The 25,771-nt window shown below is 67.5% G+C and carries 30 protein-coding genes; 22 read left to right on the plus strand and 8 right to left on the minus strand.

The genetic code is table 11. From position 1 onward, the window contains the following. Nucleotides 1-6: 6 nt before the first annotated feature. From folE to G6N32_RS02370, 10 genes are all read left to right on the plus strand, one after another. Nucleotides 7-609: a GTP cyclohydrolase I FolE gene (folE, locus tag G6N32_RS02325; protein ID WP_115318882.1), complete on the plus strand. Its 603-nt coding sequence runs from the start codon at nt 7-9 to the stop codon at nt 607-609. Then, a complete protein-coding gene (gene folP, locus G6N32_RS02330; protein WP_170310577.1) occupies nt 606-1,460 on the plus strand; it encodes a dihydropteroate synthase in 855 nt (284 codons plus the stop codon). The genes folE and folP overlap by 4 nt, the downstream gene beginning before the upstream one ends. Then, nucleotides 1,453-1,854: a dihydroneopterin aldolase gene (gene folB, locus G6N32_RS02335; protein ID WP_115318880.1), complete on the plus strand. Its 402-nt coding sequence runs from the start codon at nt 1,453-1,455 to the stop codon at nt 1,852-1,854. Before folP ends, folB begins: the two co-directional genes overlap by 8 nt. Next, the gene (gene folK / locus G6N32_RS02340; RefSeq protein WP_115317533.1) at nt 1,851-2,375 is read left to right on the plus strand and encodes a 2-amino-4-hydroxy-6-hydroxymethyldihydropteridine diphosphokinase; all 525 of its coding nucleotides are present in this window, start codon (nt 1,851-1,853) and stop codon (nt 2,373-2,375) included. The genes folB and folK overlap by 4 nt, the downstream gene beginning before the upstream one ends. After that, nucleotides 2,375-2,851, plus strand: a complete 477-nt coding sequence (locus tag G6N32_RS02345) for a DUF3180 domain-containing protein (protein WP_115317532.1) — start codon at nt 2,375-2,377, stop codon at nt 2,849-2,851. Before folK ends, G6N32_RS02345 begins: the two co-directional genes overlap by 1 nt. 67 nt (nt 2,852-2,918) lie before the next feature. Further along, nucleotides 2,919-4,223, plus strand: a complete 1,305-nt coding sequence (locus G6N32_RS02350; RefSeq protein ID WP_115317531.1) for a DUF6779 domain-containing protein — start codon at nt 2,919-2,921, stop codon at nt 4,221-4,223. Between the two features lie 95 nt (nt 4,224-4,318). Then, nucleotides 4,319-5,254: a Rossmann-like and DUF2520 domain-containing protein gene (locus G6N32_RS02355; protein WP_163789095.1), complete on the plus strand. Its 936-nt coding sequence runs from the start codon at nt 4,319-4,321 to the stop codon at nt 5,252-5,254. Continuing rightward, nucleotides 5,251-6,180: a pantoate--beta-alanine ligase gene (gene panC, locus G6N32_RS02360; RefSeq protein ID WP_115317529.1), complete on the plus strand. Its 930-nt coding sequence runs from the start codon at nt 5,251-5,253 to the stop codon at nt 6,178-6,180. Before G6N32_RS02355 ends, panC begins: the two co-directional genes overlap by 4 nt. Further along, complete coding sequence (panD, locus tag G6N32_RS02365) at nt 6,180-6,596, plus strand: aspartate 1-decarboxylase (protein WP_115317528.1); 417 nt, start codon at nt 6,180-6,182, stop codon at nt 6,594-6,596. The genes panC and panD overlap by 1 nt, the downstream gene beginning before the upstream one ends. Before the next feature lie 2 nt (nt 6,597-6,598). Further along, on the plus strand, nt 6,599-7,411 hold the full coding sequence (locus G6N32_RS02370) for a type III pantothenate kinase (protein ID WP_115317527.1): 813 nt from the start codon (nt 6,599-6,601) through the stop codon (nt 7,409-7,411). Here G6N32_RS02370 and G6N32_RS02375 read toward each other — a convergent pair. Further along, the gene (locus G6N32_RS02375; RefSeq protein WP_115317526.1) at nt 7,408-8,676 is read right to left on the minus strand and encodes an alanine racemase; all 1,269 of its coding nucleotides are present in this window, start codon (nt 8,674-8,676) and stop codon (nt 7,408-7,410) included. The two genes, G6N32_RS02370 and G6N32_RS02375, sit on opposite strands and share 4 nt — an antisense overlap. Before the next feature lie 23 nt (nt 8,677-8,699). On the opposite strand from G6N32_RS02375, the gene lysS reads away from it, so the two are divergent. The 7 genes from lysS to G6N32_RS02410 all read left to right on the plus strand — a co-directional run bounded on the left by lysS (nt 8,700) and on the right by G6N32_RS02410 (nt 15,674). Continuing rightward, nucleotides 8,700-10,220 (plus strand): lysine--tRNA ligase, encoded by a 1,521-nt coding sequence (gene lysS, locus G6N32_RS02380; protein ID WP_115317525.1) that lies wholly within the window; start codon nt 8,700-8,702, stop codon nt 10,218-10,220. Nucleotides 10,221-10,335: 115 nt separating this feature from the next. Continuing rightward, nucleotides 10,336-10,677, plus strand: coding sequence for a histone-like nucleoid-structuring protein Lsr2 (gene lsr2, locus G6N32_RS02385; RefSeq protein WP_036341782.1), 342 nt, complete (start codon nt 10,336-10,338; stop codon nt 10,675-10,677). A gap of 251 nt (nt 10,678-10,928) precedes the next feature. Then, entirely contained in the window at nt 10,929-13,457 is a 2,529-nt protein-coding gene (clpC1, locus tag G6N32_RS02390) for an ATP-dependent protease ATP-binding subunit ClpC (protein ID WP_115317524.1), read from the plus strand. Nucleotides 13,458-13,565: 108 nt separating this feature from the next. Further along, nucleotides 13,566-13,934, plus strand: a complete 369-nt coding sequence (locus G6N32_RS02395) for a YbjQ family protein (RefSeq protein ID WP_115317523.1) — start codon at nt 13,566-13,568, stop codon at nt 13,932-13,934. A 145-nt stretch (nt 13,935-14,079) separates the two neighbouring features. After that, nucleotides 14,080-14,292, plus strand: coding sequence for a CbtB domain-containing protein (locus G6N32_RS02400; RefSeq protein WP_115317522.1), 213 nt, complete (start codon nt 14,080-14,082; stop codon nt 14,290-14,292). A gap of 24 nt (nt 14,293-14,316) precedes the next feature. Next, nucleotides 14,317-15,120: a CbtA family protein gene (locus G6N32_RS02405; protein WP_115317521.1), complete on the plus strand. Its 804-nt coding sequence runs from the start codon at nt 14,317-14,319 to the stop codon at nt 15,118-15,120. Then, on the plus strand, nt 15,117-15,674 hold the full coding sequence (locus G6N32_RS02410) for a histidine phosphatase family protein (protein WP_115317520.1): 558 nt from the start codon (nt 15,117-15,119) through the stop codon (nt 15,672-15,674). The genes G6N32_RS02405 and G6N32_RS02410 overlap by 4 nt, the downstream gene beginning before the upstream one ends. Here G6N32_RS02410 and G6N32_RS02415 read toward each other — a convergent pair. Further along, nucleotides 15,654-17,021, minus strand: coding sequence for a serine hydrolase (locus G6N32_RS02415; RefSeq protein ID WP_179964169.1), 1,368 nt, complete (start codon nt 17,019-17,021; stop codon nt 15,654-15,656). The two genes, G6N32_RS02410 and G6N32_RS02415, sit on opposite strands and share 21 nt — an antisense overlap. Further along, nucleotides 16,996-17,313 carry a mycobilin-forming heme oxygenase MhuD gene (mhuD, locus tag G6N32_RS02420; RefSeq protein WP_036341775.1) on the minus strand — a complete coding sequence of 106 codons (318 nt, stop codon included), beginning with the start codon at nt 17,311-17,313 and terminating at the stop codon, nt 16,996-16,998. The genes G6N32_RS02415 and mhuD overlap by 26 nt, the downstream gene beginning before the upstream one ends. Nucleotides 17,314-17,368: 55 nt before the next feature. Here mhuD and G6N32_RS02425 point away from each other — a divergent pair, with 55 nt between their 5' ends. Beyond that, on the plus strand, nt 17,369-18,142 hold the full coding sequence (locus G6N32_RS02425) for an alpha/beta fold hydrolase (RefSeq protein ID WP_115317518.1): 774 nt from the start codon (nt 17,369-17,371) through the stop codon (nt 18,140-18,142). Here the strand turns inward: G6N32_RS02425 and G6N32_RS02430 are convergent. Further along, the gene (locus G6N32_RS02430) at nt 18,116-18,313 is read right to left on the minus strand and encodes a hypothetical protein (protein WP_115317517.1); all 198 of its coding nucleotides are present in this window, start codon (nt 18,311-18,313) and stop codon (nt 18,116-18,118) included. The genes G6N32_RS02425 and G6N32_RS02430 overlap by 27 nt on opposite strands. A 71-nt stretch (nt 18,314-18,384) precedes the next feature. Between G6N32_RS02430 and G6N32_RS02435 the strand changes: the two genes are divergently transcribed. Then, entirely contained in the window at nt 18,385-19,344 is a 960-nt protein-coding gene (locus tag G6N32_RS02435) for a GlxA family transcriptional regulator (RefSeq protein WP_115317516.1), read from the plus strand. Here G6N32_RS02435 and G6N32_RS02440 read toward each other — a convergent pair. After that, the gene (locus tag G6N32_RS02440) at nt 19,341-20,255 is read right to left on the minus strand and encodes an A/G-specific adenine glycosylase (protein WP_115317515.1); all 915 of its coding nucleotides are present in this window, start codon (nt 20,253-20,255) and stop codon (nt 19,341-19,343) included. The two genes, G6N32_RS02435 and G6N32_RS02440, sit on opposite strands and share 4 nt — an antisense overlap. Between G6N32_RS02440 and G6N32_RS02445 the strand changes: the two genes are divergently transcribed. Both G6N32_RS02445 and G6N32_RS02450 read left to right on the plus strand, forming a co-directional pair. Continuing rightward, the gene (locus G6N32_RS02445) at nt 20,254-20,871 is read left to right on the plus strand and encodes a carbonic anhydrase (RefSeq protein WP_115317514.1); all 618 of its coding nucleotides are present in this window, start codon (nt 20,254-20,256) and stop codon (nt 20,869-20,871) included. The two genes, G6N32_RS02440 and G6N32_RS02445, sit on opposite strands and share 2 nt — an antisense overlap. A gap of 89 nt (nt 20,872-20,960) precedes the next feature. Continuing rightward, a complete protein-coding gene (locus G6N32_RS02450; protein WP_179964171.1) occupies nt 20,961-21,752 on the plus strand; it encodes a hypothetical protein in 792 nt (263 codons plus the stop codon). Nucleotides 21,753-21,817: 65 nt separating this feature from the next. Here G6N32_RS02450 and disA read toward each other — a convergent pair whose 3' ends face one another. From disA to G6N32_RS02465, 3 genes are read right to left on the minus strand one after another with little or no spacing between them, the layout of a single operon-like run. Continuing rightward, entirely contained in the window at nt 21,818-22,933 is a 1,116-nt protein-coding gene (gene disA, locus G6N32_RS02455; RefSeq protein ID WP_115317512.1) for a DNA integrity scanning diadenylate cyclase DisA, read from the minus strand. Beyond that, a complete protein-coding gene (gene radA, locus G6N32_RS02460; RefSeq protein WP_115318879.1) occupies nt 22,924-24,372 on the minus strand; it encodes a DNA repair protein RadA in 1,449 nt (482 codons plus the stop codon). Before radA ends, disA begins: the two co-directional genes overlap by 10 nt. A 57-nt stretch (nt 24,373-24,429) precedes the next feature. Continuing rightward, complete coding sequence (locus tag G6N32_RS02465; RefSeq protein ID WP_115318878.1) at nt 24,430-24,978, minus strand: copper chaperone PCu(A)C domain-containing protein; 549 nt, start codon at nt 24,976-24,978, stop codon at nt 24,430-24,432. A 295-nt stretch (nt 24,979-25,273) separates the two neighbouring features. Between G6N32_RS02465 and carD the strand changes: the two genes are divergently transcribed. Further along, nucleotides 25,274-25,762 (plus strand): RNA polymerase-binding transcription factor CarD, encoded by a 489-nt coding sequence (gene carD / locus G6N32_RS02470; RefSeq protein ID WP_019512593.1) that lies wholly within the window; start codon nt 25,274-25,276, stop codon nt 25,760-25,762. Nucleotides 25,763-25,771: the final 9 nt, after the last annotated feature.

Consider the following 25,771-nt stretch of genomic DNA (forward strand, 5'->3'; position numbering starts at 1 on the left):
GCTTCGATGCCGCAGCCCGACGTGAGCACGTTGGAGATGCCTGTTTTCGATCAGTCCCGGGCCGAGGCCGCCGTTCGTGAACTGCTGCTCGCGGTGGGCGAGGACCCCGACCGGCACGGTCTGCAGGACACCCCGGCGCGGGTCGCGCGGGCCTTCCAGGAGATGTTCGCCGGGCTCTACACCGACCCGGACATGGTGTTGGACACCACCTTCGATGAGCAACACGACGAACTCGTGCTCGTCAAGGACATCCCGATGTACTCGACCTGTGAGCACCACCTGGTGGCGTTCCACGGCGTCGCGCACGTCGGCTACATCCCCGGCGAAGACGGCCGGGTGACCGGACTGTCGAAGCTGGCCCGCGTCGTCGATCTCTACGCCAAGCGCCCGCAGGTGCAGGAGCGGCTGACCACCCAGATCGCCGACGCCGTGATGCGCAAGCTCAAGCCGCGCGGGGTGATCGTCGTGATCGAGGCAGAGCACCTGTGCATGGCGATGCGCGGGGTACGTAAGCCAGGTGCGAGCACCACGACATCGGCGGTCCGCGGACAGTTCAAGAGCGACCACGCATCGCGATCCGAGGCGCTGGATCTCATCTTGCGTAAATGACGCAATCACACGGCCCGCGCACCCTGGTGATGGGAGTTGTCAACGTCACCGACGACTCCTTCTCCGACGGCGGACGCTATCTCGACCCCGCCCGCGCCGTCGAACATGGACTGGCCCTGGCCGCCCAGGGTGCGTCCATCATTGACGTCGGCGGTGAGTCCACCCGCCCCGGGGCGGTGCGCATCGACGCCGCGGTGGAATCCGCCCGCGTCATACCCGTCATCAAAGGGCTTGCCGCCCAAGGGGTCACGGTAAGCATCGACACCATGCACGCGGCCGTCGCGGCTGCCGCTCTGGACAACGGCGCCACCATCGTCAACGACGTCTCCGGCGGCAAGGCCGATCCGGTGATGGCGCCGCTGGTGGCCGAGGCCAAGGTGCCCTGGGTGCTGATGCACTGGCGATCGGTGCGGGCCGAGCATCCCCACGATGTGCCGGACTACGGCGACGTGGTGACCGAGGTGCGCGACGATCTGCTCGCCGGTGTCGAGGCTGCCGTCGCCGCAGGCGTGGACCAAGAGAACCTGATCATCGACCCGGGCCTGGGATTCGCCAAGACCGCCGCGCACAACTGGGCGCTGCTGCACGCGCTCCCGGAGTTCGTTGCGACCGGGATCCCGGTGTTGGTCGGTGCATCCCGCAAGCGGTTCCTCGGCTCGCTGCTCGCCGACGCCGACGGCACCGTCCGACCACCGGACGGGCGCGAGACCGCGACCGCGGTGATCTCGGCGCTGGCCGCAGTCCACGGCGCCTGGGGTGTGCGGGTGCATGACGTGCGCGCCAGCGTGGACGCGCTGAAAGTGGCCGGAGCATGGGGTGGCGGCGGCGAGCAAGCAGGTGCAGATGGCTGACCGGATCGAGCTGCGCGGCCTGACGGTCCGCGGTAACCACGGCGTCTTCGATCACGAGCGCCGAGACGGACAGGACTTCATCGTCGACATCACCGTGTGGATCGACCTGGACGCCGCCGCCGCCAGCGACGACCTCGCCGACACCTTCGACTACGGCACGCTGGCCCAGCGCGCGGCGGCCATCGTCGGCGGCCCGGCACGCAATCTGATCGAGACGGTGGCCGGCGAGATCGCCGAGGACGTGATGAACGACCGGCGGGTGCATGCCGTCGAGGTGGTGGTGCACAAGCCGAACGCGCCGATCCCGTTGACGTTCACCGACGTTGCCGTCGTTGCGCGGCGGTCTCGGCGCAGCGGACGCGGCCAGATCGTTCCGCTCGGGGGCGAGTTGTGACCCGCGTGGTGCTGTCGATCGGCTCCAATCTCGGCGACCGGATGGCGCGGCTGCAAGCCGCCGTCGACGGGCTCGGCGACCTGGTGCGTGCGCTGTCCCCGGTCTACGAAACCGATGCCTGGGGTGGCGTCGAGCAGGGACCGTTCCTCAACGCGGTCGTGGTCGCCGACGATCGCCAGGCCGACGGCCACGAATGGTTACGCCGCGCACAGGCTTTGGAGAACGCCAACGATCGCATCCGCGAGCAGAAGTGGGGGCCGCGCACCCTCGACGTGGACCTCGTCACCTGCCATGACGGCGACAGTGAGGTGTTCTCCCGCGACGACGGCCTGACCCTGCCGCATCCGCTTGCCCACATGCGGGCCTTCGTGATGGTGCCGTGGCTGGCCGTCGACCCCGACGCCGAACTCACCGTGGCCGGCCAGACCCAGCGCGTCGACCGGCTGCTGGCCGAGCTCGACGCGGTGGACCGCGACGGAGTGCGCCTGACCCCTCTCGTACTTCGGCTGGGCGGCGCTTGATGGGCCCGACCCGTACACGCGATCTCATCGTCGCCGCAGTCGGTGTCGCGATCCTGGCCTATCTGCTCGTGCACATGCTGTACCGCTACTTTCCACCGATCACCCTGTTCACCGGGCTGTCCCTGCTGGCCGTCGCGGCGATCGAGGGTGCCTGGGCGGTGTCGGTGCGAGCCAAGATCCGCGACGGCCAGATCGGCGTCGGCGGCGGCAGGCTGCACCCGCTCACAGTTGCGCGCAGCGTGGTGGTCGCCAAGGCCTCGACCTGGGTCGGCGCGGTGATGCTGGGCTGGTGGGTCGGGGTGCTGGCCTATCTGCTGCCCCGCCGTACCGAGCTGCGGGTGGCAGGCGCGGACACCCCGGGTGCGGTGGTGGCCGCGTTCAGCGCGCTGGCGCTCGTCGTCGCGGCGCTGTGGCTGCAACATTGCTGCCGTTCGCCCGGTGACCCTACCGACGATCCCGACGCCGCCCGGGAGTAGTGCGAAGGCGGCGAATCGCCGCAGCTCGACGACACGCGCACGGACATCGCGCGGGTACAGTCAGCCCATGACCGTTCTGTCCCGCGGCGCCAAGAATCGGCGCGGCGGCCGCAGGCCGGGTTGGCTGCTCTTGACGGTGTTGCTGGTCCTTGCCATTGCGGCCAGCTCCGCATTGGTGTTCACCACCCGCGTCGAGCTGCTGAAACTGGCGGTCATCCTGTCGTTGTGGGCCGCAGTGATCGGTGCATTCGTCTCGGTGATGTACCGCAGGCAGAGCGATATCGATGCCGCCCGGGCGCGCGACCTGAAGCTGGTCTACGACCTGCAGCTCGACCGGGAGATCTCGGCCCGGCGCGAATACGAACTCAGCGTCGAATCGCATCTGCGCCGCGAGCTCGCCTCCGAGCTGCGCGCGCAAGCCGCCGACGAGGTCGCCGCACTGCGCGCCGAGCTGGCGGCGCTGCGCGCCAACCTGGAGATCATGTTCGACGCCGACCTGGGTGACCGGCCGGCACTCGAGGGTGAACGGACCGCCGACTGGACCCGCGACACGACGACCATGCCGCCGGTGCCCGGGCGTGTCGAGAGCAGCCGGATCACCCCGGTCCGGCCCGAGGACACCGCCAGCCGGACCGCCGAGAACCCGATCATCGACGTTCCCGAAGAGCCGCTGGTCTCGTCGCAGCCCGAGCAGCCGGAGCCTGCTGCACCGTCGCCGCGGCGTCGACGCCGGGCCGAGCCGCAAGCCGAGCCGGGTGGTTCGCATCGGCGGCCGTGGGAAAACGGCGGCCAGAACGCCGGGCGCCCTGCCGAGCCGGAACGACCGTTTGCGCCGCCGCCACCACCGCCGCTATCTGATCCCGATGTCGCAGCAGCGGCCGCGGCGTTGGCCCCGGAACCGGCCCAGCCCGAACCGCCGCGCCCGGCACCCGAGGGCGCCGAATGGCGACCCGTGGAAGCCGACGGGCGCTGGCTGCCGCCGGGCTCGCCGGGCAGTAATTGGGTTGCCAACGCCGACAACGGTTTCGTTGTGCCGTCGGCCGCGGCGCAGGGATCACCGGCCAGCGAGCCCCGAGGCCGGCACTGGACCCCGCCGCAGGAGCCGCAGCCCGAGGCGCGGCCCGAACCTGTGATGCAGCCGGCGCCGGAACCCGCCGCGCCCCGGTCGCGTCATTCCGTCGAAAGTCCCGGCCAGCCCGCGATGACCACCCCACCGCCTCCCGCCCGGCACCGCGGGACCGAGGAGGAGCCCCGGCGCAGGGCCCGGGACGCCGAGCAGACCGGCGGCCAGTCGGTCGCCGACCTGCTGGCCCGCCTGCAGGCCAACGCCACTCCCGGCGAGGGCGGTAGGCGGCGTCGACGCGACGAATAGGCCGCGAATCGGGGCGGGTTAGAGTTGTGTCGACCGTCCGGTACCTGGCATAGGACTGGAACGACCAACTCATTGACGTCAGCGAGGTCGTCTACGTGGGGACCCCCAGCGGCTTGCGCCCGGCCAGGCTCAAGGTCGGCATCGTGTCGGCCGGCCGTGTCGGCACCGCCCTCGGCGTCGCGTTGGAGCGTGCCGAGCATGTGGTGGTCGCCTGCAGTGCGATCTCGACGGCGTCGCGGCGGCTCGCAGAACGGCGGCTACCCGACACCGAGATCCTGCCGGTGCCGGATGTCGCCGACCGGGCCGAGCTGCTGCTGCTGACTGTCCCCGATTCGGAGCTGCCCGGCTTGGTGCGGGGGCTGGCGGCGACGGGTGCGGTCCGCCGGGGAACCATCGTCGTGCACACCTCGGGCGCGAACGGGGTCTCGATCCTGGCGCCGCTGGCCGAACTGGGGTGCGTCCCGCTGGCGATACACCCGGCGATGACATTCACCGGCGCCGACGAGGACATCGCCCGGCTGTCCGACAGCTGCTTCGGCGTCACCGCCGCCGATGAGATCGGCTACGCGATCGCCCAGTCACTGGTGCTGGAGATTGGCGGCGAGCCGTTCGGGGTGCGCGAGGATGCACGCACGCTCTATCACGCGGCCCTTGCCCACGCCAGCAACCACCTTGTCACGGTGGTCGCCGACGCGCTGGATGCGTTGCGAGCGGCGGTATCCGGCCAGGAGCTGCTCGGGCAGGAACTGGTCGGTGACGCACCCGGTGGCCTGGCGGAGCGGATCGTCGGCCCGTTGGCCCGTGCTGCGCTGGAGAACACGCTGCAACGCGGGCAGGCGGCCCTGACGGGACCGGTCGCCCGCGGCGATGCGGCTGCGGTCGCCGGGCACCTCGCTGCCCTTCACGCGGTGAATCCCGAACTGGCCCAATCGTATTGCGCGAACTCACTACGCACCGCCCAGCGTGCGCACGCCCCCGAGGAGGTTGTTGAGGTGTTGGCCAACTGGTCAGGACAAGGGCGGCGGTCATGACTTCGCCGAAATTCGCTCCCGGACAACTCAATCTGTACCAGGCGCCGCAGGCGGTATCCGATGTGACGCGCGCGCTGCGCCACACCGGGCGGCGGGTGATGCTGGTGCCGACGATGGGCGCGCTGCACGACGGCCATCTGTCTCTGGTGCGCGCCGCCAAGAAGGTGCCCGGCGCGGTTGTCGTGGTGTCGATCTTCGTCAACCCCTTGCAGTTCGGCGCCGGCGAAGATCTCGACGCCTATCCTCGCACTCTGGAATCCGATCTCGAACTCCTTCGCGGTGAAGACGTCGAGGTGGTGTTCGCCCCGAGCGCGTCGGCCATGTATCCAGACGGGCCGCGGACCACGGTGCATCCCGGTCCGTTGGGTGGCGATCTCGAAGGCGCCTCTCGGCCAGGGCATTTCGCCGGCATGCTGACCGTCGTACTGAAGCTGCTACAGATCGTGCGACCGGATCGGGCGTTCTTCGGTGAGAAGGATTACCAGCAGCTCGTGCTGATCCGCCAGATGGTCGGCGACCTCAACGTTGATGTCCGGGTCGTCGGTGTACCCATCGTCCGCGAGTCTGACGGGTTGGCCATGTCCTCGCGCAATCGCTACCTCAATTCCGAGGAGCGTGAGCAGGCTTGCGCGCTGTCCTCGGCGCTGTTGGCCGGCATGTGGGCAGCGGCCGGCGGAGCCGACGCCGCGCTGGACGCCGCCCGGGCAGTGCTCGACGAAGTGCCTGCCATCAAGGTCGATTACCTAGAACTGCGGGGGCCGTGGCTGGAGCCAGCGCCGCCGTACGGCCCCGCGCGTCTGCTGGTCGCCGCACGCCTGGGCAGCACCCGGCTACTGGACAACATCGCCGTCGATCTGTCCACCGACACCGCTCCGCCCGGCGTTGGCGGCAACGGTGATCACCCCGAAATCACCTGGAGAAATTGATGTTCCGCACGATGCTGAAGTCGAAGATTCATCGCGCGACCGTCACCCACGCCGACCTGCACTACGTCGGCTCGGTGACCGTCGACGCCGACCTGATGGACGCCGCCGACCTGCTCGAGGGTGAACAGGTGACCATCGTCGACATCGACAATGGTGCGCGGCTGGAGACCTACGTCATCACTGGGAAGCGCGGCACCGGGGTGATCGGAATCAACGGTGCCGCAGCACATCTGGTACATCCCGGCGATCTGGTGATCCTGATCGCCTACGGCGTGATGGTCGATGCCGAGGCGCGGGAGTACCGGCCGCGCGTCGTGTTCGTCGACGCCGACAACCGGCAGATCGATCTCGGTGACGACCCGGCCCACGTGCCCGACGATGTCACCGGCTTGCTGTCGCCGCGGACGGTGAGCTGACCGTGTTGCTGGCGATCGACGTCCGCAACACCCACACAGTCGTCGGATTGATCTCAGGATCCGGCGATCATGCGAAAGTCGTGCAGCACTGGCGAATCCGTACCGAGCCGGAAGTGACCGCCGACGAACTCGCGCTCACCATCGAGGGATTGATCGGCGACGACTCCGAACGACTGACCGGTGCGACCGGCCTGTCCACCGTGCCCTCGGTGATGTACGAGGTCCGGCTCATGCTCGAGCAGTACTGGTCTGCCGTACCGCATGTGCTGATCGAGCCTGGTGTGCGCACCGGAATTCCGCTGCTGGTCGACAACCCGAAGGAGGTCGGCGCCGACCGGATCGTGAACTGCCTCGCTGCCTACGCGAAGTTCTCCTCGGCGGCCATCGTGGTGGATTTCGGTTCCTCGATCTGTGTGGATGTCGTCTCCGCGAAGGGCGAATTCCTCGGGGGCGCAATTGCTCCCGGTGTTCAGGTGTCCTCGGACGCGGCGGCCGCACGGTCGGCGGCGCTGCGTCGCGTCGAGCTCACCAGGCCGCGGTCCGTGGTCGGCAAGAACACCGTGGAGTGCATGCAGGCCGGTGCGATGTTCGGTTTCGCGGGGCTGGTCGACGGCCTGGTGAACCGGATCCGCGAGGATGTCGACGGCTTTGCCGGCTCCGACGTGGCGGTTGTCGCCACCGGTCACACCGCCCCGTTGATGCTGCCCGATCTGCACACCGTGCAGCACTACGATCAGCACCTCACCCTCGACGGCCTGCGGATGGTCTACGAACGCAACCGCGACAATCAGCGCCGGATCAAATCAGCCCGCTAGAAGAACGTGCGCACCAGATCGACCACCCGGCCGCCAGCATCCAAAACCGGGATCAGCTGCCATTTGTCGAACACCGTGCACGGGTGTGACACCCCGAACTCGATCCAGCTGCCGACCTGGACGGCGTCCTCGGCGGCCGGCGACAGGCGCACGAACGCGTGCTGGTCGTTGAGCGCGGTCACTTCACAGCCGGCCAGGTCCGTCCAGTCAGATCCGACTCGAAGTCGTTGTGGGACAGGCAGATCTGCGTCGAAGGACACGTCGCGACGGCCCATCGTCAACAACGCCAGGCCCGGTTCGGGCCGCGAACACACCTGAGCCCACACGTGCATCGCCGGTACGAACCCGCCCGGCTCAGCACCCGGCCTGGTCAGCGGTGAGGTCCGCAGATAGAGCCCGTCGTCGTTGGTCAGATACACCCCGCTGCGCAGGACCGTGCGCCACGGGCCCGTCAGCGTCTCGGCGACCAGATCGAAATGCGTACTGCCACCCGCGGTTACGACCATGTCCGAACACAGCGGCGCAAGTCGAATAGCCACCGCGCGAACCCACTCGAGATAGCCCCGCACCCGCTCGACGCCGGCGGGCGACACGTCGTGGCCCAGGGCGGCCTCGTAGCCGGCCACCCCGACCAGGCGAAGCCGCGGACTGGCGACCACAGCGGCCGCCACGGCGTCGGCCGTCGTGTCGTCGCGGCAGCCGGTGCGGGTGCCCAGCGCGCCCAACTCGACGCAGACATCCAGCCGGCGTCGCGCGCCCGCCGCGTGCAACGCCTCGGTCATCAGCGCCACCCCGCGCGCGGAGTCCACCCAGCAGATCAGCCGGAACTCGGGATCGGTGTCGAGCTCCGCGGCCAGCCACGTCAGACCCGCGGCGTCCACCAGTTCGTTGGCCAGCACCACCTCGCGCACTCCGAACGCGCGGTAGGTGCGCACCTGGCTGATCGTCGCGGCGGTGACCGCGCACCCACCAGCTGCGAACTGCCGGGCCAGCAGCTGCGGCGACATATGGGTTTTCCCGTGCGGTGCCAGCTCGACCCCGTGCCGGGCGCACCACTGCGCCATCGTGGCCAGGTTGTGCCGCAGCGCCGTGTCGGAGAGCACGCACACCGGGCCCAGCGGCCCGGCGTCGAGAAGGTCGGGCGCGGCGGCACAGATCTGCGCCACCGTCAGCCCCGACCAGGAAGCGGGCAGCCCCTTGAACCGCCAGTCCACTCGTTCGCCCGCCAGGGCTGTGACCGCGGCCGCGTTTAGGAGGGACCCCATGACCTCATTTAAGCTGGCACGTCGTGAGCTCTGCTGATACTCCGGAAACCGACCACGCGGACTCCGACGTCCCCGAGCAGTTCCGGATTCGCCAGGGCAAGCGCGAGGCCTTATTGGCCGAAGGAAAAGATCCGTATCCCGTCTCGGTGCCACGAACCCATTCGCTGGCCGAGATCAGGGCCGCGTATCCGAACCTGGAAGCCGACGCCGCCACGGGCGAGATCGTCGGCGTCACCGGGCGGGTGGTGTTCGCCCGGAACTCGGGCAAGTTGTGCTTCGCCACCCTGCAGGAGGGCGACGGCACCCAGTTGCAGGCCATGATCAGCCTGGCCGGTGTCGGTCAGGACGCCCTCGAGGCCTGGAAGACCGAGGTGGACCTCGGGGACATCGTGTTCGTGCACGGCGAGGTGATCAGTTCCCGCCGCGGCGAACTCTCGGTGCTGGCCGATGCCTGGCAGATGGCCAGCAAGGCATTGCGTCCACTGCCCGTCGCTCACAAGGAAATGAGCGAAGAGTCGCGCGTCCGGCAGCGCTACGTCGACCTGATCGTGCGCCCGCAGGCCCGAACCGTGGCCCGGCAACGCATCGCCGTAGTCCGAGCGCTGCGTAATGCGCTGGATCGTCGCGGGTTCCTCGAAGTCGAGACGCCGATGCTTCAGACGCTGGCCGGTGGGGCGGCGGCACGGCCGTTCATCACCCACTCCAACGCGCTCGACGCCGATCTGTATCTGCGGATCGCGCCGGAGTTGTTCCTCAAGCGATGCGTGGTCGGCGGACTGGAGAAGGTTTTCGAGCTCAATCGGAACTTCCGAAACGAAGGTGCCGATTCGACGCATTCGCCGGAATTCTCGATGCTCGAGACTTATCAAGCATGGGGAACCTATGACGATTCGGCGATCGTCACCCGTGAAGTTATTCAGGAAGTCGCGGATGAGGCGATCGGCACCCGGCAAGTGCCATTGCCGGACGGAACAATCTATGACCTCGACGGTGAATGGCCGTCGCTGGAAATGTACCCGTCGTTGTCTGAAGCCCTCGGTGAAGAGATCACCCCGGACACTTCGCTGGAATATCTCCTGACTATTGCCGACCGGCTGGAGGTGGAGATCCCAAGGGATCGCGGCTACGGGCACGGCAAGGTGATCGAAGAACTGTGGGAGCACACCGTCGGCGACACATTGTGGGCTCCGACATTCGTCAAGGATTTCCCGGTCGAGACCACACCCCTGACCCGGCAGCACCGCAGCATCCCCGGCGTGACGGAGAAGTGGGATCTGTACGTGCGCGGGTTCGAGTTGGCCACCGGCTATTCCGAGCTGGTCGACCCGATCGTGCAGCGCGAGCGCTTCGAAGCCCAAGCCAGGGCAGCGGCCGCGGGCGACGACGAGGCGATGGCACTCGACGAGGATTTTCTGGCGGCAATGGAGTATGCGATGCCCCCGACCACGGGAACTGGAATGGGTGTCGATCGGCTGCTGATGGCACTCACCGGCTTGTCAATTCGGGAAACTGTTTTGTTCCCGATTGTTCGCCGACATGGCTGAGGTGCGCTTATCCGAGCTACGTTGAATGATGTGGGCCGCTGTGGCACATTGGTTCACATGGGGAAGACGCTCGACTATGGGTTGTTGAGCGCAGGCAGAAGGATTCAGTGAGGCAATGGCCAAAAAAGTGACCGTGACTCTCGTCGACGATTTCGACGGTGCGGGCGCAGCCGATGAAACGGTCGAATTCGCGCTCGATGGCGTGAGCTATGAGATCGATCTTTCGTCAAAGAATGCTCAGAAACTGCGCAACGATCTAAAGCAGTGGGTCGAGGCCAGCCGCCGGGTGGGCGGCCGTCGCCGTGGGCGTTCGGGCCCGGCCGGCCGTGGCCGCGCCAGCATTGATCGGGAGCAGAGCGCCGCGATCCGGGAATGGGCGCGCCGCAACGGCCACAAGGTGTCGACTCGGGGACGCATCCCGGCCGACATCATCGACGCCTTCCACGCCGCAACATAGCCGCCAGCTAACCTGCTCGTCCCTCGCCGCGACGACGGTGTCGGCGTCGTTTCGCTGGCGGCGAAGCGGATGCCGGTGATTGCCGGAAACGATTCGCAGCTCCGCCGCGTTGGTGTGCTAGGTCCGCACCGCTGGGGAAAGCGGTAAGGGTGACAAGGGAGGACGCCTTCCCGGGCCGCCCATTAGAGTGGACGACAGGTACGTGGTGACTACCGCTGTACCTAATCGTGATGGAGAGCAGGTAACCGAGGATGTTTGAGAGATTCACCGACCGTGCCCGCAGGGTCGTCGTCCTGGCTCAAGAAGAAGCCCGGATGCTCAACCACAACTACATCGGCACCGAGCACATCCTGTTGGGACTTATTCATGAGGGTGAGGGCGTAGCTGCCAAGTCCCTGGAGTCGCTGGGCATCTCACTGGAAGGTGTCCGCAGCCAGGTCGAGGAGATCATCGGTCAGGGCCAGCAGGCCCCGTCCGGGCACATCCCCTTCACCCCGCGCGCCAAGAAGGTGCTGGAGCTGAGCTTGCGCGAGGCGCTGCAGCTCGGCCACAACTACATCGGCACCGAGCACATTCTGCTCGGCCTGATCCGGGAGGGCGAGGGCGTCGCCGCCCAGGTCCTCGTGAAGCTCGGCGCCGAACTGACCCGGGTGCGCCAGCAGGTCATCCAGCTGCTGAGCGGCTACCAGGGCAAGGAGACCGCGGAAGCCGGTACCGGCGGCCGTGGCGGCGAGTCCGGCAACCCGTCGACGTCGCTGGTCCTCGATCAGTTCGGCCGCAACCTCACCGCGGCCGCCATGGAGGGCAAGCTCGACCCGGTCATCGGCCGCGAGAAGGAAATCGAGCGGGTGATGCAGGTGCTGAGCCGGCGCACCAAGAACAACCCGGTGCTGATCGGCGAGCCCGGCGTCGGCAAGACCGCCGTCGTCGAGGGCCTGGCCCAGGCGATCGTGCACGGCGAGGTCCCCGAGACGCTCAAGGACAAGCAGCTCTACACCCTCGACCTCGGGTCGCTGGTGGCCGGCAGCCGTTACCGCGGTGATTTCGAGGAGCGCCTCAAGAAGGTGCTCAAGGAGATCAACACCCGCGGCGACATCATCCTGTTCATCGACGAGCTGCACACGCTGGTCGGTGCCGGTGCCGCCGAGGGTGCCATCGACGCGGCGTCGATCCTCAAGCCGAAGCTGGCTCGAGGTGAGCTGCAGACGATCGGTGCGACCACGCTCGACGAGTACCGCAAGTACATCGAGAAGGACGCCGCCCTGGAACGCCGCTTCCAGCCGGTCCAGGTCGGTGAGCCGACGGTGGCGCACACCATCGAGATCCTGAAGGGTCTGCGCGACCGGTACGAGGCCCACCACCGGGTGTCGATCACCGATGCGGCGATGGTTGCCGCGGCCACTCTGGCCGACCGCTACATCAACGACCGGTTCCTGCCGGACAAGGCGATCGACCTGATCGACGAGGCCGGCGCGCGGATGCGCATCCGCCGGATGACCGCACCGCCAGACCTGCGTGAGTTCGACGAGAAGATCGCCGACGCTCGCCGGGAGAAGGAATCCGCGATCGACGCGCAGGACTTCGAGAAGGCCGCGAATCTGCGGGACCGGGAGAAGCAACTGGTCGCTCAACGTGCTGAGCGTGAAAAGCAGTGGCGCTCAGGCGATCTCGATGTCGTGGCTGAGGTCGACGACGAGCAGATCGCCGAGGTGCTCGGCAACTGGACCGGCATCCCGGTGTTCAAGCTGACCGAGGAGGAGACGACTCGGCTGCTGCGCATGGAGGACGAGCTGCACAAGCGGATCATCGGCCAGGAGGATGCGGTCCGCGCGGTCAGCAAGGCCATCCGGCGTACCCGCGCCGGGCTGAAGGATCCCAAGCGCCCGTCCGGCTCGTTCATCTTCGCCGGCCCGTCCGGTGTCGGTAAGACCGAGCTGTCCAAGGCGCTGGCGGAGTTCCTGTTCGGCGACGACGACGCACTCATCCAGATCGACATGGGCGAGTTCCACGACCGCTTCACCGCGTCGCGGTTGTTCGGTGCACCGCCCGGATACGTCGGTTACGAGGAGGGCGGCCAGCTCACCGAGAAGGTGCGGCGCAAGCCGTTCTCGGTGGTGCTGTTCGACGAGATCGAGAAGGCCCACCAGGAGATCTACAACACCCTGTTGCAGGTGCTCGAGGACGGCCGTCTGACCGACGGCCAGGGCCGCACGGTCGACTTCAAGAACACCGTGCTGATCTTCACCTCGAACCTGGGCACCTCCGACATCAGCAAGGCGGTCGGACTCGGCTTCACCCAGGGTGGCGGCGAGAACAACTACGAGCGGATGAAGCAGAAGGTCAACGACGAGCTGAAGAAGCACTTCCGCCCGGAGTTCCTCAACCGCATCGACGACATCATCGTCTTCCACCAGCTGACTCAGGACGAGATCATCCAGATGGTCGACCTGATGGTGGGCAGGGTGTCCAAGCAGCTCAAGACCAAGGACATGGAGATGGAGCTGACCGACAACGCCAAGGCGCTGTTGGCCAAGCGAGGCTTCGACCCGGTCCTCGGTGCCCGGCCGCTGCGACGGACCATTCAGCGCGAGATCGAGGACGCCCTCTCGGAGAAGATTCTCTTCGAGGAGGTCGGCCCCGGTCAGCTGGTCACGGTCGACGTGGAGAACTGGGACGGCGAAGGCGCCGGCGAGGACGCGAAGTTCACCTTCCTCGGTGGACCCAAGCGTCCGGAGATCCCCGAAGCGGATCTGGCCAACGCAGGCACAGCCAGCGAGTAAGCAGCTGAGAGAAAGGCCCCCGACCCCGTCGGGGGCCTTTTTCGTACCCGCGGTGAATTGTTTGCGTCTGCATCGATTCGCCCGAGTGTGACCGCTACGCTGCGCTTCATGCTTGTGGTTACCACCAACGACATCCCCGGCTGGGAGATCCAGCGGGTGTGCGGCGAGGTCTTCGGCCTCACCGTGCGATCGCGCAACGCCTTCTCCCAGATGGGTGCGGGCTTCAAGAGCATGTTCGGCGGCGAGTTGCAGGGCATGACCAAGAACCTCGCCGAGAGCCGCAACGAGGCGATGAATCGCTTGATGAACGAGGCCCGCACCCGCGGCGGCAACGCGATCATCGGAATGCGGTTCGACACCACCGAACTCGGCGATGTGTGGACCGAAATCTGCGCCTACGGCACCGCGGTCCAGGCGGTCCCGGTCACCGATGCCGCCAAGTACACCGCGCAGCAACTGGGTTACGGCGCCAGCTGAACCCGCGGCGGTATAGCATCCTCGGTGTAAGAGACGAGTCGAGGAATCTGGTGAAATTCCAGAACGGTCGCGCCACTGTCGAGAGTCAGACCCGAGGCCCGTCATGGTTCGCATTGGGACGCGCAGCTCCCTGGAAGGACACCGAATGACTACTCCGCAGACCAAGAGCCGCTCGCGCGCCGTCGATCTCTCGGCCGCCAAAGCCGTCGTCTGGCTCTCGCTGACCGCTTTCTTCGCGCTGCTGGTGCTGTACTTCGTCGGTGTCGATCAAGGGGCCACCTCGGTGTTCGGCGACAACATGTACATCCACGAATTCGTGCATGACGCCCGCCACCTCCTCGGATTCCCCTGCCACTGAGTCGGCGGGAATCACACAAAAACAATGGAAAAATCAATAATCTGGCGCGGCATCCTGGCCGGCGCCCTTGCAGGCGTGTTCGGATTCGTCTGGTCCAAGATCTTCATCGAGCCGATCGTCGGCCGCGCCATCGACTTTGAAGACGGCACCACAGCGGCACACGAAGCCATGGAGGCGGCGTCCGCGCATGGGCACGGGCACAGCCATGAAGGCGGAGAGCTGTTCACCCGCACGGTGCAGTCCAACATCGGCATGGGGCTGGGCGTGCTGTTGTTCAGCGTGGCGCTCGGTGCGTTGTTCGCCGTCGTGTTCTGCGTGGCGTACAGCCGCATCAGCAATGTGTCGGCGCGCAAGCTCGCGGTACTGACCGCGGGGGCGATGCTCGTCTCGCTGTGGGTGGTGCCGGCGCTCAAGTATCCGCCCAGCCCGCCGGCCACCAGCCTGGACGACACCATCAAGCAGCGCGCGCTGCTGTACATCCTGATGGTGGCGCTCTCGGCGCTGTTCATGGTCGCCGCGGTCTATCTGGCTTTCCAGCTCACGCCGAAGCTCGGCGCCTGGAACGCCACGCTGGCCGCCGGCGGCGCGTACATCGTCGCGGTCGCGGTCGTGATGCTGCTGCTGCCGACGATCAACGAGACGCCGGGACCGATGGTCAACGACGCCGGGATGATTGTGTTCCCGGGCTTCCCCGCGACGGATCTCTACGAGTTCCGGCTCTACGCGCTGGGCACCCAGGTGATCGTATGGGCGACGATCGGTCTGGCCGGTGCGGCGATGCTGCACCGCTTGCTCGACAGCAAGCAGCGGGAGCTCGTCAAGGCGTGAGCGAGGTCGTCCGGCTGACCTTGGTGTCACACGCCATGACCGACGCCATGGCAGCCGGACGATTTCCGCTCGACGAAGAGCTCAACCCGCTGGGCCGACGTCAGCTCGCCGGCTTCGACGCGGGTGCCGCCGATGTGGTGCTCTCCGGGCCGGAACTCCGGGCCCGTCAGAGCGCGGAAGCGCTCGGCTTGACTCCCGCGGTCGATCCGCGGCTGGCCGACCTCGCGTGCGGCTCCTGGGCCGGACGCAGCCTCGACCAGGTGCCGCCGGCTGAGCTCACGCAGTGGCTGACCGACCCGGACAGCCGCCCGCACGGTGGCGAGTCGGTGGTCGAGCTGATCGTCCGGGTGCGCGGCTGGCTGCACGATGTGGCCCGCACACCGGGCCGCGTCGTCGCGTTCACCCACCCCGCGGTGGTTCGCGCGGCGATCCTCAGCACGCTCGATGCGCCGCCAAAGTCGTTCTGGCGCATCGATATCGCACCGGCCAGCAGCACCGCCCTACATCACCGGGGTTCGATGTGGACGCTGCGGTCAGCGGTACCGGGGCAGTAGCCCGAACACCTGCTTGATGATCATCATCGCCCAGCCGCCCGCGTTCGCGCTGTGGAAGCGGGGCCAGTTGAACTGGAAGCTGACCACCCAGGCCTGGCCGGTTCGGTCCACCGCATACCAGCTGAATGTCATCTCGCCGGGCAGGTTTCCGGCCTTGGCGGCGATGTAGGGCCACTCGGCGGGGTCGAGATCGATGCCCGCGGCTTCCGACATCACGTCCTTGACCGGCGCCGCGCGACCGACGGCGCCACGCTGCAGTGCGGCGTGCACGCGGCAGATGTCCTCGGCGTTGCCGTACCACTCGACGCCGTAGGTCGAGGCCGGTGTGTGGGAGCGCATCGGATCGGGGTCGTACGGGCGGGAATCGGCCTCGTGCAACAGGTTTCCCCGATTCGCGGGCACGGTCTTCTTCCACTGCTCACGCACATCGGGATTGCCCCAACCGATCGCGAACAATTCCCGCATCGTCGGGAACGGAGTCATGCTCGCCGGGTCGTGGTGACCCGCGGCGACCAGGGCCTCTTCGATGGCGTGGGTTCCCACCCGTCCGATCAGCAGATCGGTGGCCATGTTGTCGCTCGTCGAGATCATCTTGCCCGCGGCTTCGCGGACGGTGATCTGGGATCCGGGCGGAAGCTTGTCGAAGCCCGATGAGCCAAGCTTCTTCGCTTCGGCGGTGATCGTCAGCTTGTCGTCCCAGTTCACAGTTCCTGCGGTGACGGCAGTTTCAACCGCGTACAACACGTATGTCTTGAAAATCGAAGCCAGCGGCAGAGATTCAGAGGTGTTGGTGCCCGCGACCTTCTCGCAGCGGCCGTCGTCGACTTTGGACACCTGCCAGGAATAGCGCGCGCCGGTGCGGCTCAGCGCGGTATCGACGTCCTGCCACGATTCGATCTTCGGCTTCTCGGTGGTCACGACGAACCGGCTGACGAAGGTGTCGTCGCCGATGCGCAGGTCGATGTCCTGGCGGGCGCCGTAGGAGGTCAGCATGTGCAGGGTGGCGACGTTGGCGCCGACCTCGACGCCGGCCAGTGTGTAGGGCCGGTCCCACCACAGCGAGTCCATGGTGTGGGCGACCGGGTCCACCAGGTCCGGGGTGGCCAACGTTTTGACGCTCTCGTTTCCGATCGGCCAGTCGGAGTTCAGCATGTCCATGACCTGCTTGGCTCGCACGCCCTGCGGGGTGTTGAGGTCGATGCGGACACCCGCGCCGGCATTGGCGGGCGGCGCGGGAGCCGATGTGCAGCTGGTTGCCAGGGCGGCGGCGGACGCGATCACGGTCGCCACTGCCACCGCGCGCCGGCACACCCGGCGTGCGTTACGCCTTCGAGCCGGTCCCGGCAACGTCCAACACAACCTCGAACTCGAGCAGATGGGCACCCTTGGCCACCGGGTTGGCGCGCTCACCGGCGTGAGCGTGGATCGCCGGCCCGCTTGCCCAGGCCTGGAACGCCTCCTCGGACTCCCATGTGGTCACCACGAAGTAGCGGTCCTCGCCCTTGACGGGTCGCAGCAGTTGGAACCCGAGGAAGCCGGGCTGGTTGTCGACGGCGTGAGCGCGGTTGGCGAACCGCTTCTCCAGCTCTGGACCGGCACCAGGCGGAATCTCGATTGCGTTGATCTTCACCACGGACATGGCGCAAGGTTACCGCGCCCGCCTGGGCCGGTGACCGACCGCGCAAGATGAACTGGTGAGCACTGAGCTGCTGACCTATCGGGGTGGCATCGGGCGGCCTGTGGTGTTGGTTCACGGCTTGATGGGCCGCGGCACCACGTGGTCGCGGCAGGTGCCGTGGCTGGCCCGGTTCGGGTCGGTCTACACCTACGACGCGCCGTGGCATCGCGGCCGTGAGGTGCAGGACGCCGAACCCGTCAGCACCGAACGGTTCGTGACCGACCTCGGCGACGCCGTGGCGAGCCTCGAGTGCCCGGCGGTACTCATCGGGCACTCGATGGGCGGTCTGCATTCCTGGTGCCTGGCTGCGCAGCGTCCCGACCTGGTGCACGCGCTGGTGGTCGAGGACATGGCGCCGGACTTCGTCGGCCGCACGACGGGCCCGTGGGAGCCGTGGGTGCATGCCCTGCCGATCGAATACTCCACGGAGCAAGAGGTTTTCGACGAATTCGGGCCGGTCGCCGGACGCTACTTCCTCGAGGCCTTCGACCGCACGGCGACCGGCTGGCGGCTGCACGGTCAGCCCGCTCGCTGGATCGAGATCGCGGCGGAGTGGGGGACCAGGGACTACTGGCGGCAGTGGCAGGCGGTTCGGGCGCCGGTGTTGCTGATCGAGGCGGGTGACTCGGTGGCGCCGCCGGGACAGATGCGCCGGATGGCCGAGCTGGCCGGGCCGGCGGCTCGCTACGTCCGCGTCGCCGGGGCAGGTCACCTCGTCCACGACGACGACCCGGACCGGTATCGGGACGCCGTCGAGTCGTTCCTAGCGGCGCTCCCCGAGGACACCTGACGACGGCCAGGTCGGATGGTCTTCGAACCTGGTGCGCACGGCGTCGAGATCGTGGTTGATCCGGCGCAGGTCGGCATCGTCGGCGAACAGCGGACCGACCATCGGTGCCCACACCCGGAATTGATCGGCGTGCAGATGCAGTTTCTTGAGAATGGCGGCGAAGGCGTTCATGGCAGTAATGCTTCGGGGAAAAAGATCCCGCCAACAGTGGCAGTACTGACCCGGTGAGATAAAATTCTGCCATGCCTTTGAAGAGCGTCTCGGCGCTGGTCCTGGACAACGTCGCCGTCTTCGAGTTCGGCGTGGTCTGCGAGGTCTTCGGAATCGACCGGGCGGCTGACGGTGTGCCGAACTTCGATTTCAAAGTGTGCGGGCCGCAGGCGGGCACGCCGTTGCGCACCAGCGTCGGCGCCACCCTGGTGCCCGACCACGGCCTCGACGCCCTGATCGGCGCCGACGTGGTGGCCGTATCGGCGGTCACCGGCCCGGTCGAGGCGTACCCGCCCGAAGCGCTGGAAGCATTGCGGGCCGTGCATGCGGCCGGGTCGACGATCCTGACCGTGTGTTCCGGCGCCTTTGTTGCGGGCGAAGCAGGCCTGCTCGACGGACGGCGCTGCACCACGCACTGGATGCACGCCGACGCCCTCGCGCGGCGCTATCCGACCGCGATCATCGACCGCAACGTGCTGTTCGTCGACGACGGTGATCTGGTGACCAGTGCCGGCACCGCTGCCGGCATCGACGCGTGCCTGCACCTGGTCCGCCGTGAACTCGGCAGCGCGGTCACCAACATCATCGCCAGGCGAATGGTGGTGCCCCCGCAGCGGGACGGCGGCCAGCGTCAGTACATCGAGCAGCCCATCCCGGCGCGATGTTCGGAAGGGTTTGCCCCGCAATTGGATTGGATCCTGTCCAACCTCGACAAGCCGCACACGGTGGCGAGCATGGCCCGCCGCGCCAACATGTCGGCACGCACGTTCGCGCGGCGTTTCGTCGAGGAGGCCGGCACCACGCCCATGCAGTGGGTCACCGACCAGCGGGTGCTCTACGCCCGCCGCATGCTCGAGGAGACCGATCTGGACGTCGACCGCATCGCCGAGCGCGCGGGATTCGGCAATGCCACGCTGTTGCGCCACCACTTCCGCAGGATCGTCGGCGTCACCCCATCGGACTACCGCCGCCGCTTCGCCCGCTCCGCCTAGTCCGCCTCACCACACAACGCGAACCGGCCGTCGGCGGTCTGCTCCACCAGGCCGTCCACCAGAAGCGAGTCCAGCGCGCGGTCACGTTGTGCGGTATCGGTCAGCCAGACCACGTCAAGCTGCTCGCGCAGTACCGGAGAAGTGCTGGCGCGCAACACATCCATCAACTTGCCGCGCACCTGCCGGTCGGTACCGGCGAAACGCTGGCTGGGCCGCGGCGCGGTCGTGGCCGGCGGGTGGCCGGCGACCCGCCAGGCGCACACGGTCAGCGGGCACACCCCGCACTTGGGGGAGCGCGCCGTGCACACCGTCGCGCCGAGCTCCATCAGCGCCGCCGAAAACACCGGAGCCGTCTCGTCATCGGGCATCAGTGCCAGGACATCGGCCATATCTCTTGTGGCGGAGGGATTTCCGGCATCGGCGAGACCGTGGATCGCGCGCGCCACGACGCGCCGGACATTGGTGTCGACCACCGGCACGCTCTGCTGGTAGGCGAAGCAGGCCACCGCGCGGGCGGTGTAGGAGCCGACGCCGGGCAGGGTCAACAACACCTCGACGTCGTCGGGCACCCGGTCGCCGTGTTCGGTGGCGATCACGGTCGCGCACTCGTGTAGGCGCTTGGCTCGCCGCGGATAGCCGAGCTTGCCCCAGGCGCGAAGCACGTCCGCGGCGCCGGCGGCTGCCGTCGCCGACGGTGTCGGCCAGCGCGCCACCCAGTCCAGCCAGATGGGTGCCACCCGCGCGACCGGAGTCTGCTGCAGCATGAATTCGCTGACCAGGATCTGCCACGCCGTCACATCGGGGCCGCGCCACGGCAGGTCGCGCCGGGCATGTCCGTACCACACGACGAGCTCGTCACAAATGGAACTCATATCGTTTCGAGGTGGCAGACAAGGCAGAATGATGGCCATGCCGAACACCAGTCCGATAACCGCATGGAAGGCACTCAAAGAGGGTAACGAGCGATTCGTTGCCGGCCAGCCAGAGCATCCCAGCCAGAGCATCGAGGACCGTGCGCGGTTGGCCGGGGGACAGACCCCGACCGCAGTCATCTTCGGGTGCGCGGACAGCCGGGTCGCCGCCGAGATCATCTTCGACCAGGGCCTCGGCGACATGTTCGTCGTGCGCACGGCGGGACACGTCATCGACTCCGCGGTGCTGGGCTCCATCGAGTACGCGGTCGGTGTTCTCAACGTGCCGCTGATCGCCGTCCTCGGGCACGACAGCTGTGGCGCGGTCAAGGCGACGTTGTCGGCCCTTGACGACGGTGCGGTGCCGGGCGGATACATCCGCGATCTCGTCGAGCGGGTGACGCCGTCGATTCTGGTGGGTCGCCGCGAGGGTCTGACCCGCGTCGACGAGTTCGAGGCCCGCCATGTCATCGAAACCGGCACGCAGCTGATGGCTCGGTCCGCCCTCATCGCCGAGCGGGTCGCCGCAGGCGCGCTGGCCATCGTGGGACTGACCTATCACCTCGCCGACGGCAAAGTCGTGCTGCGCGAACACCTCGGCGATATCGGCGAATAACCATTTTTCCAGCTAGCTAACAAGGCGACACGCCGAGCGGGGTCGGACAACTCGCGGTGACCTGGCCTTACCGTGGAAACGTGCTGGATCTGGATCTGGAACCGCGTGGACCCCTACCCTCGCAAATCTATTGGCGACGTCGTGCTCTTGCGATCGGCATCGTCGCGGTAGTTACCGCAATCGTCATCGGGGTGGCCTTCATCGTGTTCAGCGGTGGCTCGGATTCGAAGAGCGCCGTGAAGACCACGCCTGCGGCGGCGCCGCAGAACCCCCAGCCGGACAACAAGACCCCCGTCGTCGCGCCGCCGCCACCGGCGGAGACCCCGTCCGGACCCGTCGCGGTCGCGCCGACGCCCACCGAGGCCGTCATGCCACCGCCGGTTCTCAAAGAGGGCGACGACTGCCCGGATTCCAACCTGGCGGTCAAGGGCATCACCAACCAGCCGCAGTACGCGATCGGCGATCAGCCGAAGTTCACCATGGTCGTCACCAACATCGGTCTGGTGGCCTGCAAGCGTGACGTCGGCGCAGCCGTGCTGGCCGCCTACGTGTACTCGATGGACGGTAAGCGGCTGTGGTCGAACCTGGACTGCGCGCCGTCGAACGAGACGCTGGTCAAGACGTTCAACCCGGGTGAGCAGGTGACCACCGAGGTGACCTGGACCGGCATGGGCTCCGCACCGCAGTGCCCGCTGCCGCGCCAGCCGATCGGACCCGGCACGTACAACCTGGTCGTCCAGCTGGGCAACCTGCGTTCGGCGACGGTGCCGTTCATCCTGGCCGACGCCCCGCCGCCGGGTGCCGCGCCCGCCGCCGGGCAGCAGCTGCCCGCCGGTGCCCCGGGTGAGGCCCCGCCGCCGGCTCCGGCACCCGCGGGGTAGGCATTCAGATAGCACTGAGGGCGAAGAATCGACCGATTCTTCGCCCTCAGTGCTATCTCGACGCGCTAGACCAGCCGGTCGGCGATCGTCGACTCGGCCAGCTGCGACAAGCCCTCGCGGACGTGCCGTGCCCACATCGCGCCGATGCCTTCGACGGATTGCAGATCGGTGGCACTGGCCGCCAGCAGTCCCTGCAGGGAGCCGAAGCGGCGTACCAGCAGGTCGACGTGGGCGAACTGCAGACGCGGGATGCCGGCCATCGCCCGATAGCCGCGGGCGCTGAGCGCCGAATCCTGCGCCTCCGCCGTCGATGGATAGCCGAACACTCGCGACAGCGCGGTGAAGTCCAGCAGTTCGGTGTCCGACAGCGAGTCCAATTCGGCCAGTGTGGAGGCGACCTGAGCCTTCGACGGCGGGTCGGGGTTGGCGTGATAGTCGCGCATGATCAGCTCGCGTGCGGTGTCGTTGCCGCCGAGCAGCTCCTCGAGCTGAAGCCGCAGCTGCCTGCCATCGGTGCCGAGTTCCACTGCGTCATAATCGATTTCGAGCCCGATCCGGCGAACCATCTCGAGTCTCTGCACCACCGTCATGACATCGCGCAGGGTGACGAAGTCTTCGATCTCGGCGGTGGACAGCTGCCGGGACACCTCGTCGAGGCGAGCCTTGTAGCGTTCCAGGGTCGCGATCGCCTGGTTGGCCCGCGACAGGATGGTGGCCGAGTCGGCCACCACGTGGCGTTCCCCGGAGACGTACACCGTGACGATGTTCATCGAGTGGCTCACCGAGACCACCGGATAGCCGGTCTGGATCGCGGTGCGCTCGGCGGAGCGGTGCCGGGTTCCGGATTCGTCGGTGGGGATCGTCGGATCTGGCACCAGTTGGACGTTGGCCCGCACGATCCGGCTGCCGTCGGTGGACAGCACGACGGCGCCGTCCATTTTCGACAGCTCGCGCAGGCGGGTCGGGGCGAACCGCACATCGAGGGAGAACCCACCGTCGCAGATCGTCTCGACCCGCTCGTCATACCCCAGCACGATCAGCGCGCCCGTGCGACCACGCAGGATGCGCTCCAGTCCGTCGCGAAGGGCAGTGCCGGGCGCCAGTCGTCCGATGGTCTCCCGCAGCGTGGCCGCCGTTGGCTGGGCGGAGCCGCTGACTCCGTTGACGGTGCTCACAGCCACTTATTGTCCACTGCGTCGAGGTCGTTACTCGACCCCTCCCGTCGAAGCTGCGTAACGACCTTGTCGTACGGCCGTTTTGCGATCGTCAACATCGAGCGCAACGCGTCGCCGATGGTGGCCGATTCGATGGCCTTGAAGCTCTTCGGGACTGTTCCGCACCCCATCGGCACGAGCGCCTCGGTGAAGCCGAGCCGGGCCGCTTCGGCCAGCCTGCGGTCCATTCCGGTGACCCGGCGCAGATCGCCGGCCAAACCCACTTCGCCGATCACCACGGTGGTGGTGGGCAGCGGCAGGTCGGCGTAGGCCGACGCCATCGCCATCGCGACGGCCAGGTCCGACGACGGATCCATCAACCGCATCCCGCCGACGGTGGACAGATAGATGTCGGTGGCACTGACTTTGAGGTTGGCCCGCCGCTCGAGCACCGCGGCGATCATCGCCGCCCGCGAACTGTCCACCCCGCTGACGGCGCGGCGTTGCGGTGCGTTTTCGGGGCGGTAGGCCAGCAGAGCCTGGACTTCGCCGATCAGCGGGCGTTTACCGTCGAGCGCCACGGTGACCGCGGTACCGGGCACCGGGTTGGGCCGGTCGTCGAGAAACAATCCGGACGGATCGGAAATCCCCTGAATGCCGTTGTCCTGCAACACGAAACAGCCGACCTCGTCGGATGCGCCGAAGCGGTTCTTCACGCCACGAACCATCCGGAGGGTGGAGTTGCGGTCGCCCTCGAAGTGCAGCACGACGTCCACCAGATGCTCCAGCGAGCGCGGCCCGGCGATCGCACCGTCCTTGGTGACGTGGCCGACCAGTATCAGCGCCACGCCACCCGACTTGGCGGCGGCGGTCAGTGCTGTCGTCACCGCACGCACCTGGGTTACCCCGCCGACCACGCCGTCGGTGTCACCGGCCGTCATCGTCTGCACCGAGTCGACCACCACCAGACTCGGCTGCACAGCCTCGATATGGCCGAGCACCGTGTTGATGTCGGTTTCAGCGGCCAGGAAGACTTCGTCGTGTGTGCAGCCGGTCCGCCCGGCGCGCATCCGGATCTGGCCCGCGGACTCTTCGCCGGAGACGTACAGCGCGCGCCGGCCCGAACTCGCCCACCGATGCACGACGTCGAGCAGCAGGGTGGACTTGCCGACCCCGGGATCCCCGGCCAGCAGGCTGACCGACCCGGGCACGACGCCGCCGCCGAGCACCCGGTCGAGTTCGTCGACGCCGGTGGGGAAGTGGCGGGTGCGGTCCGGGTTGATGGAGCTGATCGGCACCGCAGGGGAGGACGGCACGACCGCGCGCTGTGCGGTGCTGCCGGCAGCGCTGGCGCCGGCCACCTCGTCGACCGTGCCCCAGGTTCCGCACTCAGGGCACCGACCGACCCACTTGGCCATTACATGGCGGCATTCCGAACAGCGATATTGCGAACGCGCCTTGGCCACGGCCATGACGCTATCGGGTGGGTCCGACAGATCCGCGTATCAGCGGCCCGTGTCAGCTCACTCCTGGCCTGCGGGTGCCCCTTGCCGCTCCGCGCCGCCCGCCGAGATCGGCACCTGGACCTGTGCCTGGCCGGCCTTCTCGAAGGTGAAGGTGAAGCCATAGGTCAGCCCGTTGGAAATCGGCTGGCTGAGAGTGACCTCGGCCTTGGCCGGCTGCGCACTGCCCATCGGCGTCGCTTCGGCCTGGCCGTCGGCACTGCCGACGATCAAGGAGGATCCGGCCGGGATCGAGGTGTTACCGGTGAGCTCGACCGAACCCACATCGGAGCTGACGCTGACCAGCTTGTCGTTGGTGTCCGGGGAGATGTTTGCCGCGGCGAAGATCAGCTCGACGGCGCGACCCGGCTTCAGGGCGTCACCGGACTGCACTGCCTGGATGTGCACGTTGCGCAGAGCGATGTTCGCGACATTCGCAGTGGCACCGTTGACGGCCGACTCCTGGTCGGCGGTCTGCGAGATCTGGCCCGTACCGCACCCCGTCAGGATCAGGCCGCAGGCCGCCAGGCCAGCGGATGCGGCGACGAGGCGATTCGTCAAGCGGTTCACAACAGCCTCCTGCTCGGCCCGTGTGGACGGCATCGTCGCGCCGCCGCGGTTCGACTATGCACAGTAGTAGGTAGTGTCGCGCGGCGGTAGCTGAGGGTTCGCGGGGCGGTGACAGAAGTCGGCGGCGGCGACCCGGCGGCGGTGTGCTGAGCAGTGGGTACGAGCGCCCGCGTTGCACGCTTTCGTCACCCTGTCAACCCCCTCTCTTCACCTTCGGTGCCCCTGACCTGCATCGTTGTTCCGCACGCTGTCGGGCACCGTGCTAACATTGGAGTGTGAAAGGGGCTCGAAACTGATGATTTTTAAGGTCGGAGACACCGTTGTCTATCCACACCACGGTGCTGCATTGATCGAGGCCATTGAAACCCGCACCATCAAAGGCGAACAGAAGGAATACCTCGTCTTGAAGGTGTCCCAGGGGGACCTCACTGTCCGAGTTCCCGCTGACAACGCCGAATATGTCGGCGTGCGCGACGTGGTCGGACAGGAAGGCCTGGACAAGGTGTTTCAGGTGCTTCGTGCCCCGCACACCGAAGAGCCGACCAACTGGTCGCGCCGCTACAAGGCCAACCTGGAGAAGCTGGCGTCCGGTGACGTCAACAAGGTCGCCGAGGTCGTTCGCGACCTGTGGCGCCGGGACCAGGAGCGCGGTCTGTCGGCGGGCGAGAAGCGCATGCTGGCCAAGGCCCGGCAGATCCTCGTCGGCGAGCTGGCCCTCGCTGAGAACACCGACGACGAGAAGGCCACCATCATTCTCGACGAGGCGCTGGCCGCCGCGTCCTGACTGCCCTGA

Source organism: Mycolicibacterium aichiense, assembly GCF_010726245.1.
In the GTDB taxonomy this organism is placed as follows: domain Bacteria; phylum Actinomycetota; class Actinomycetes; order Mycobacteriales; family Mycobacteriaceae; genus Mycobacterium; species Mycobacterium aichiense.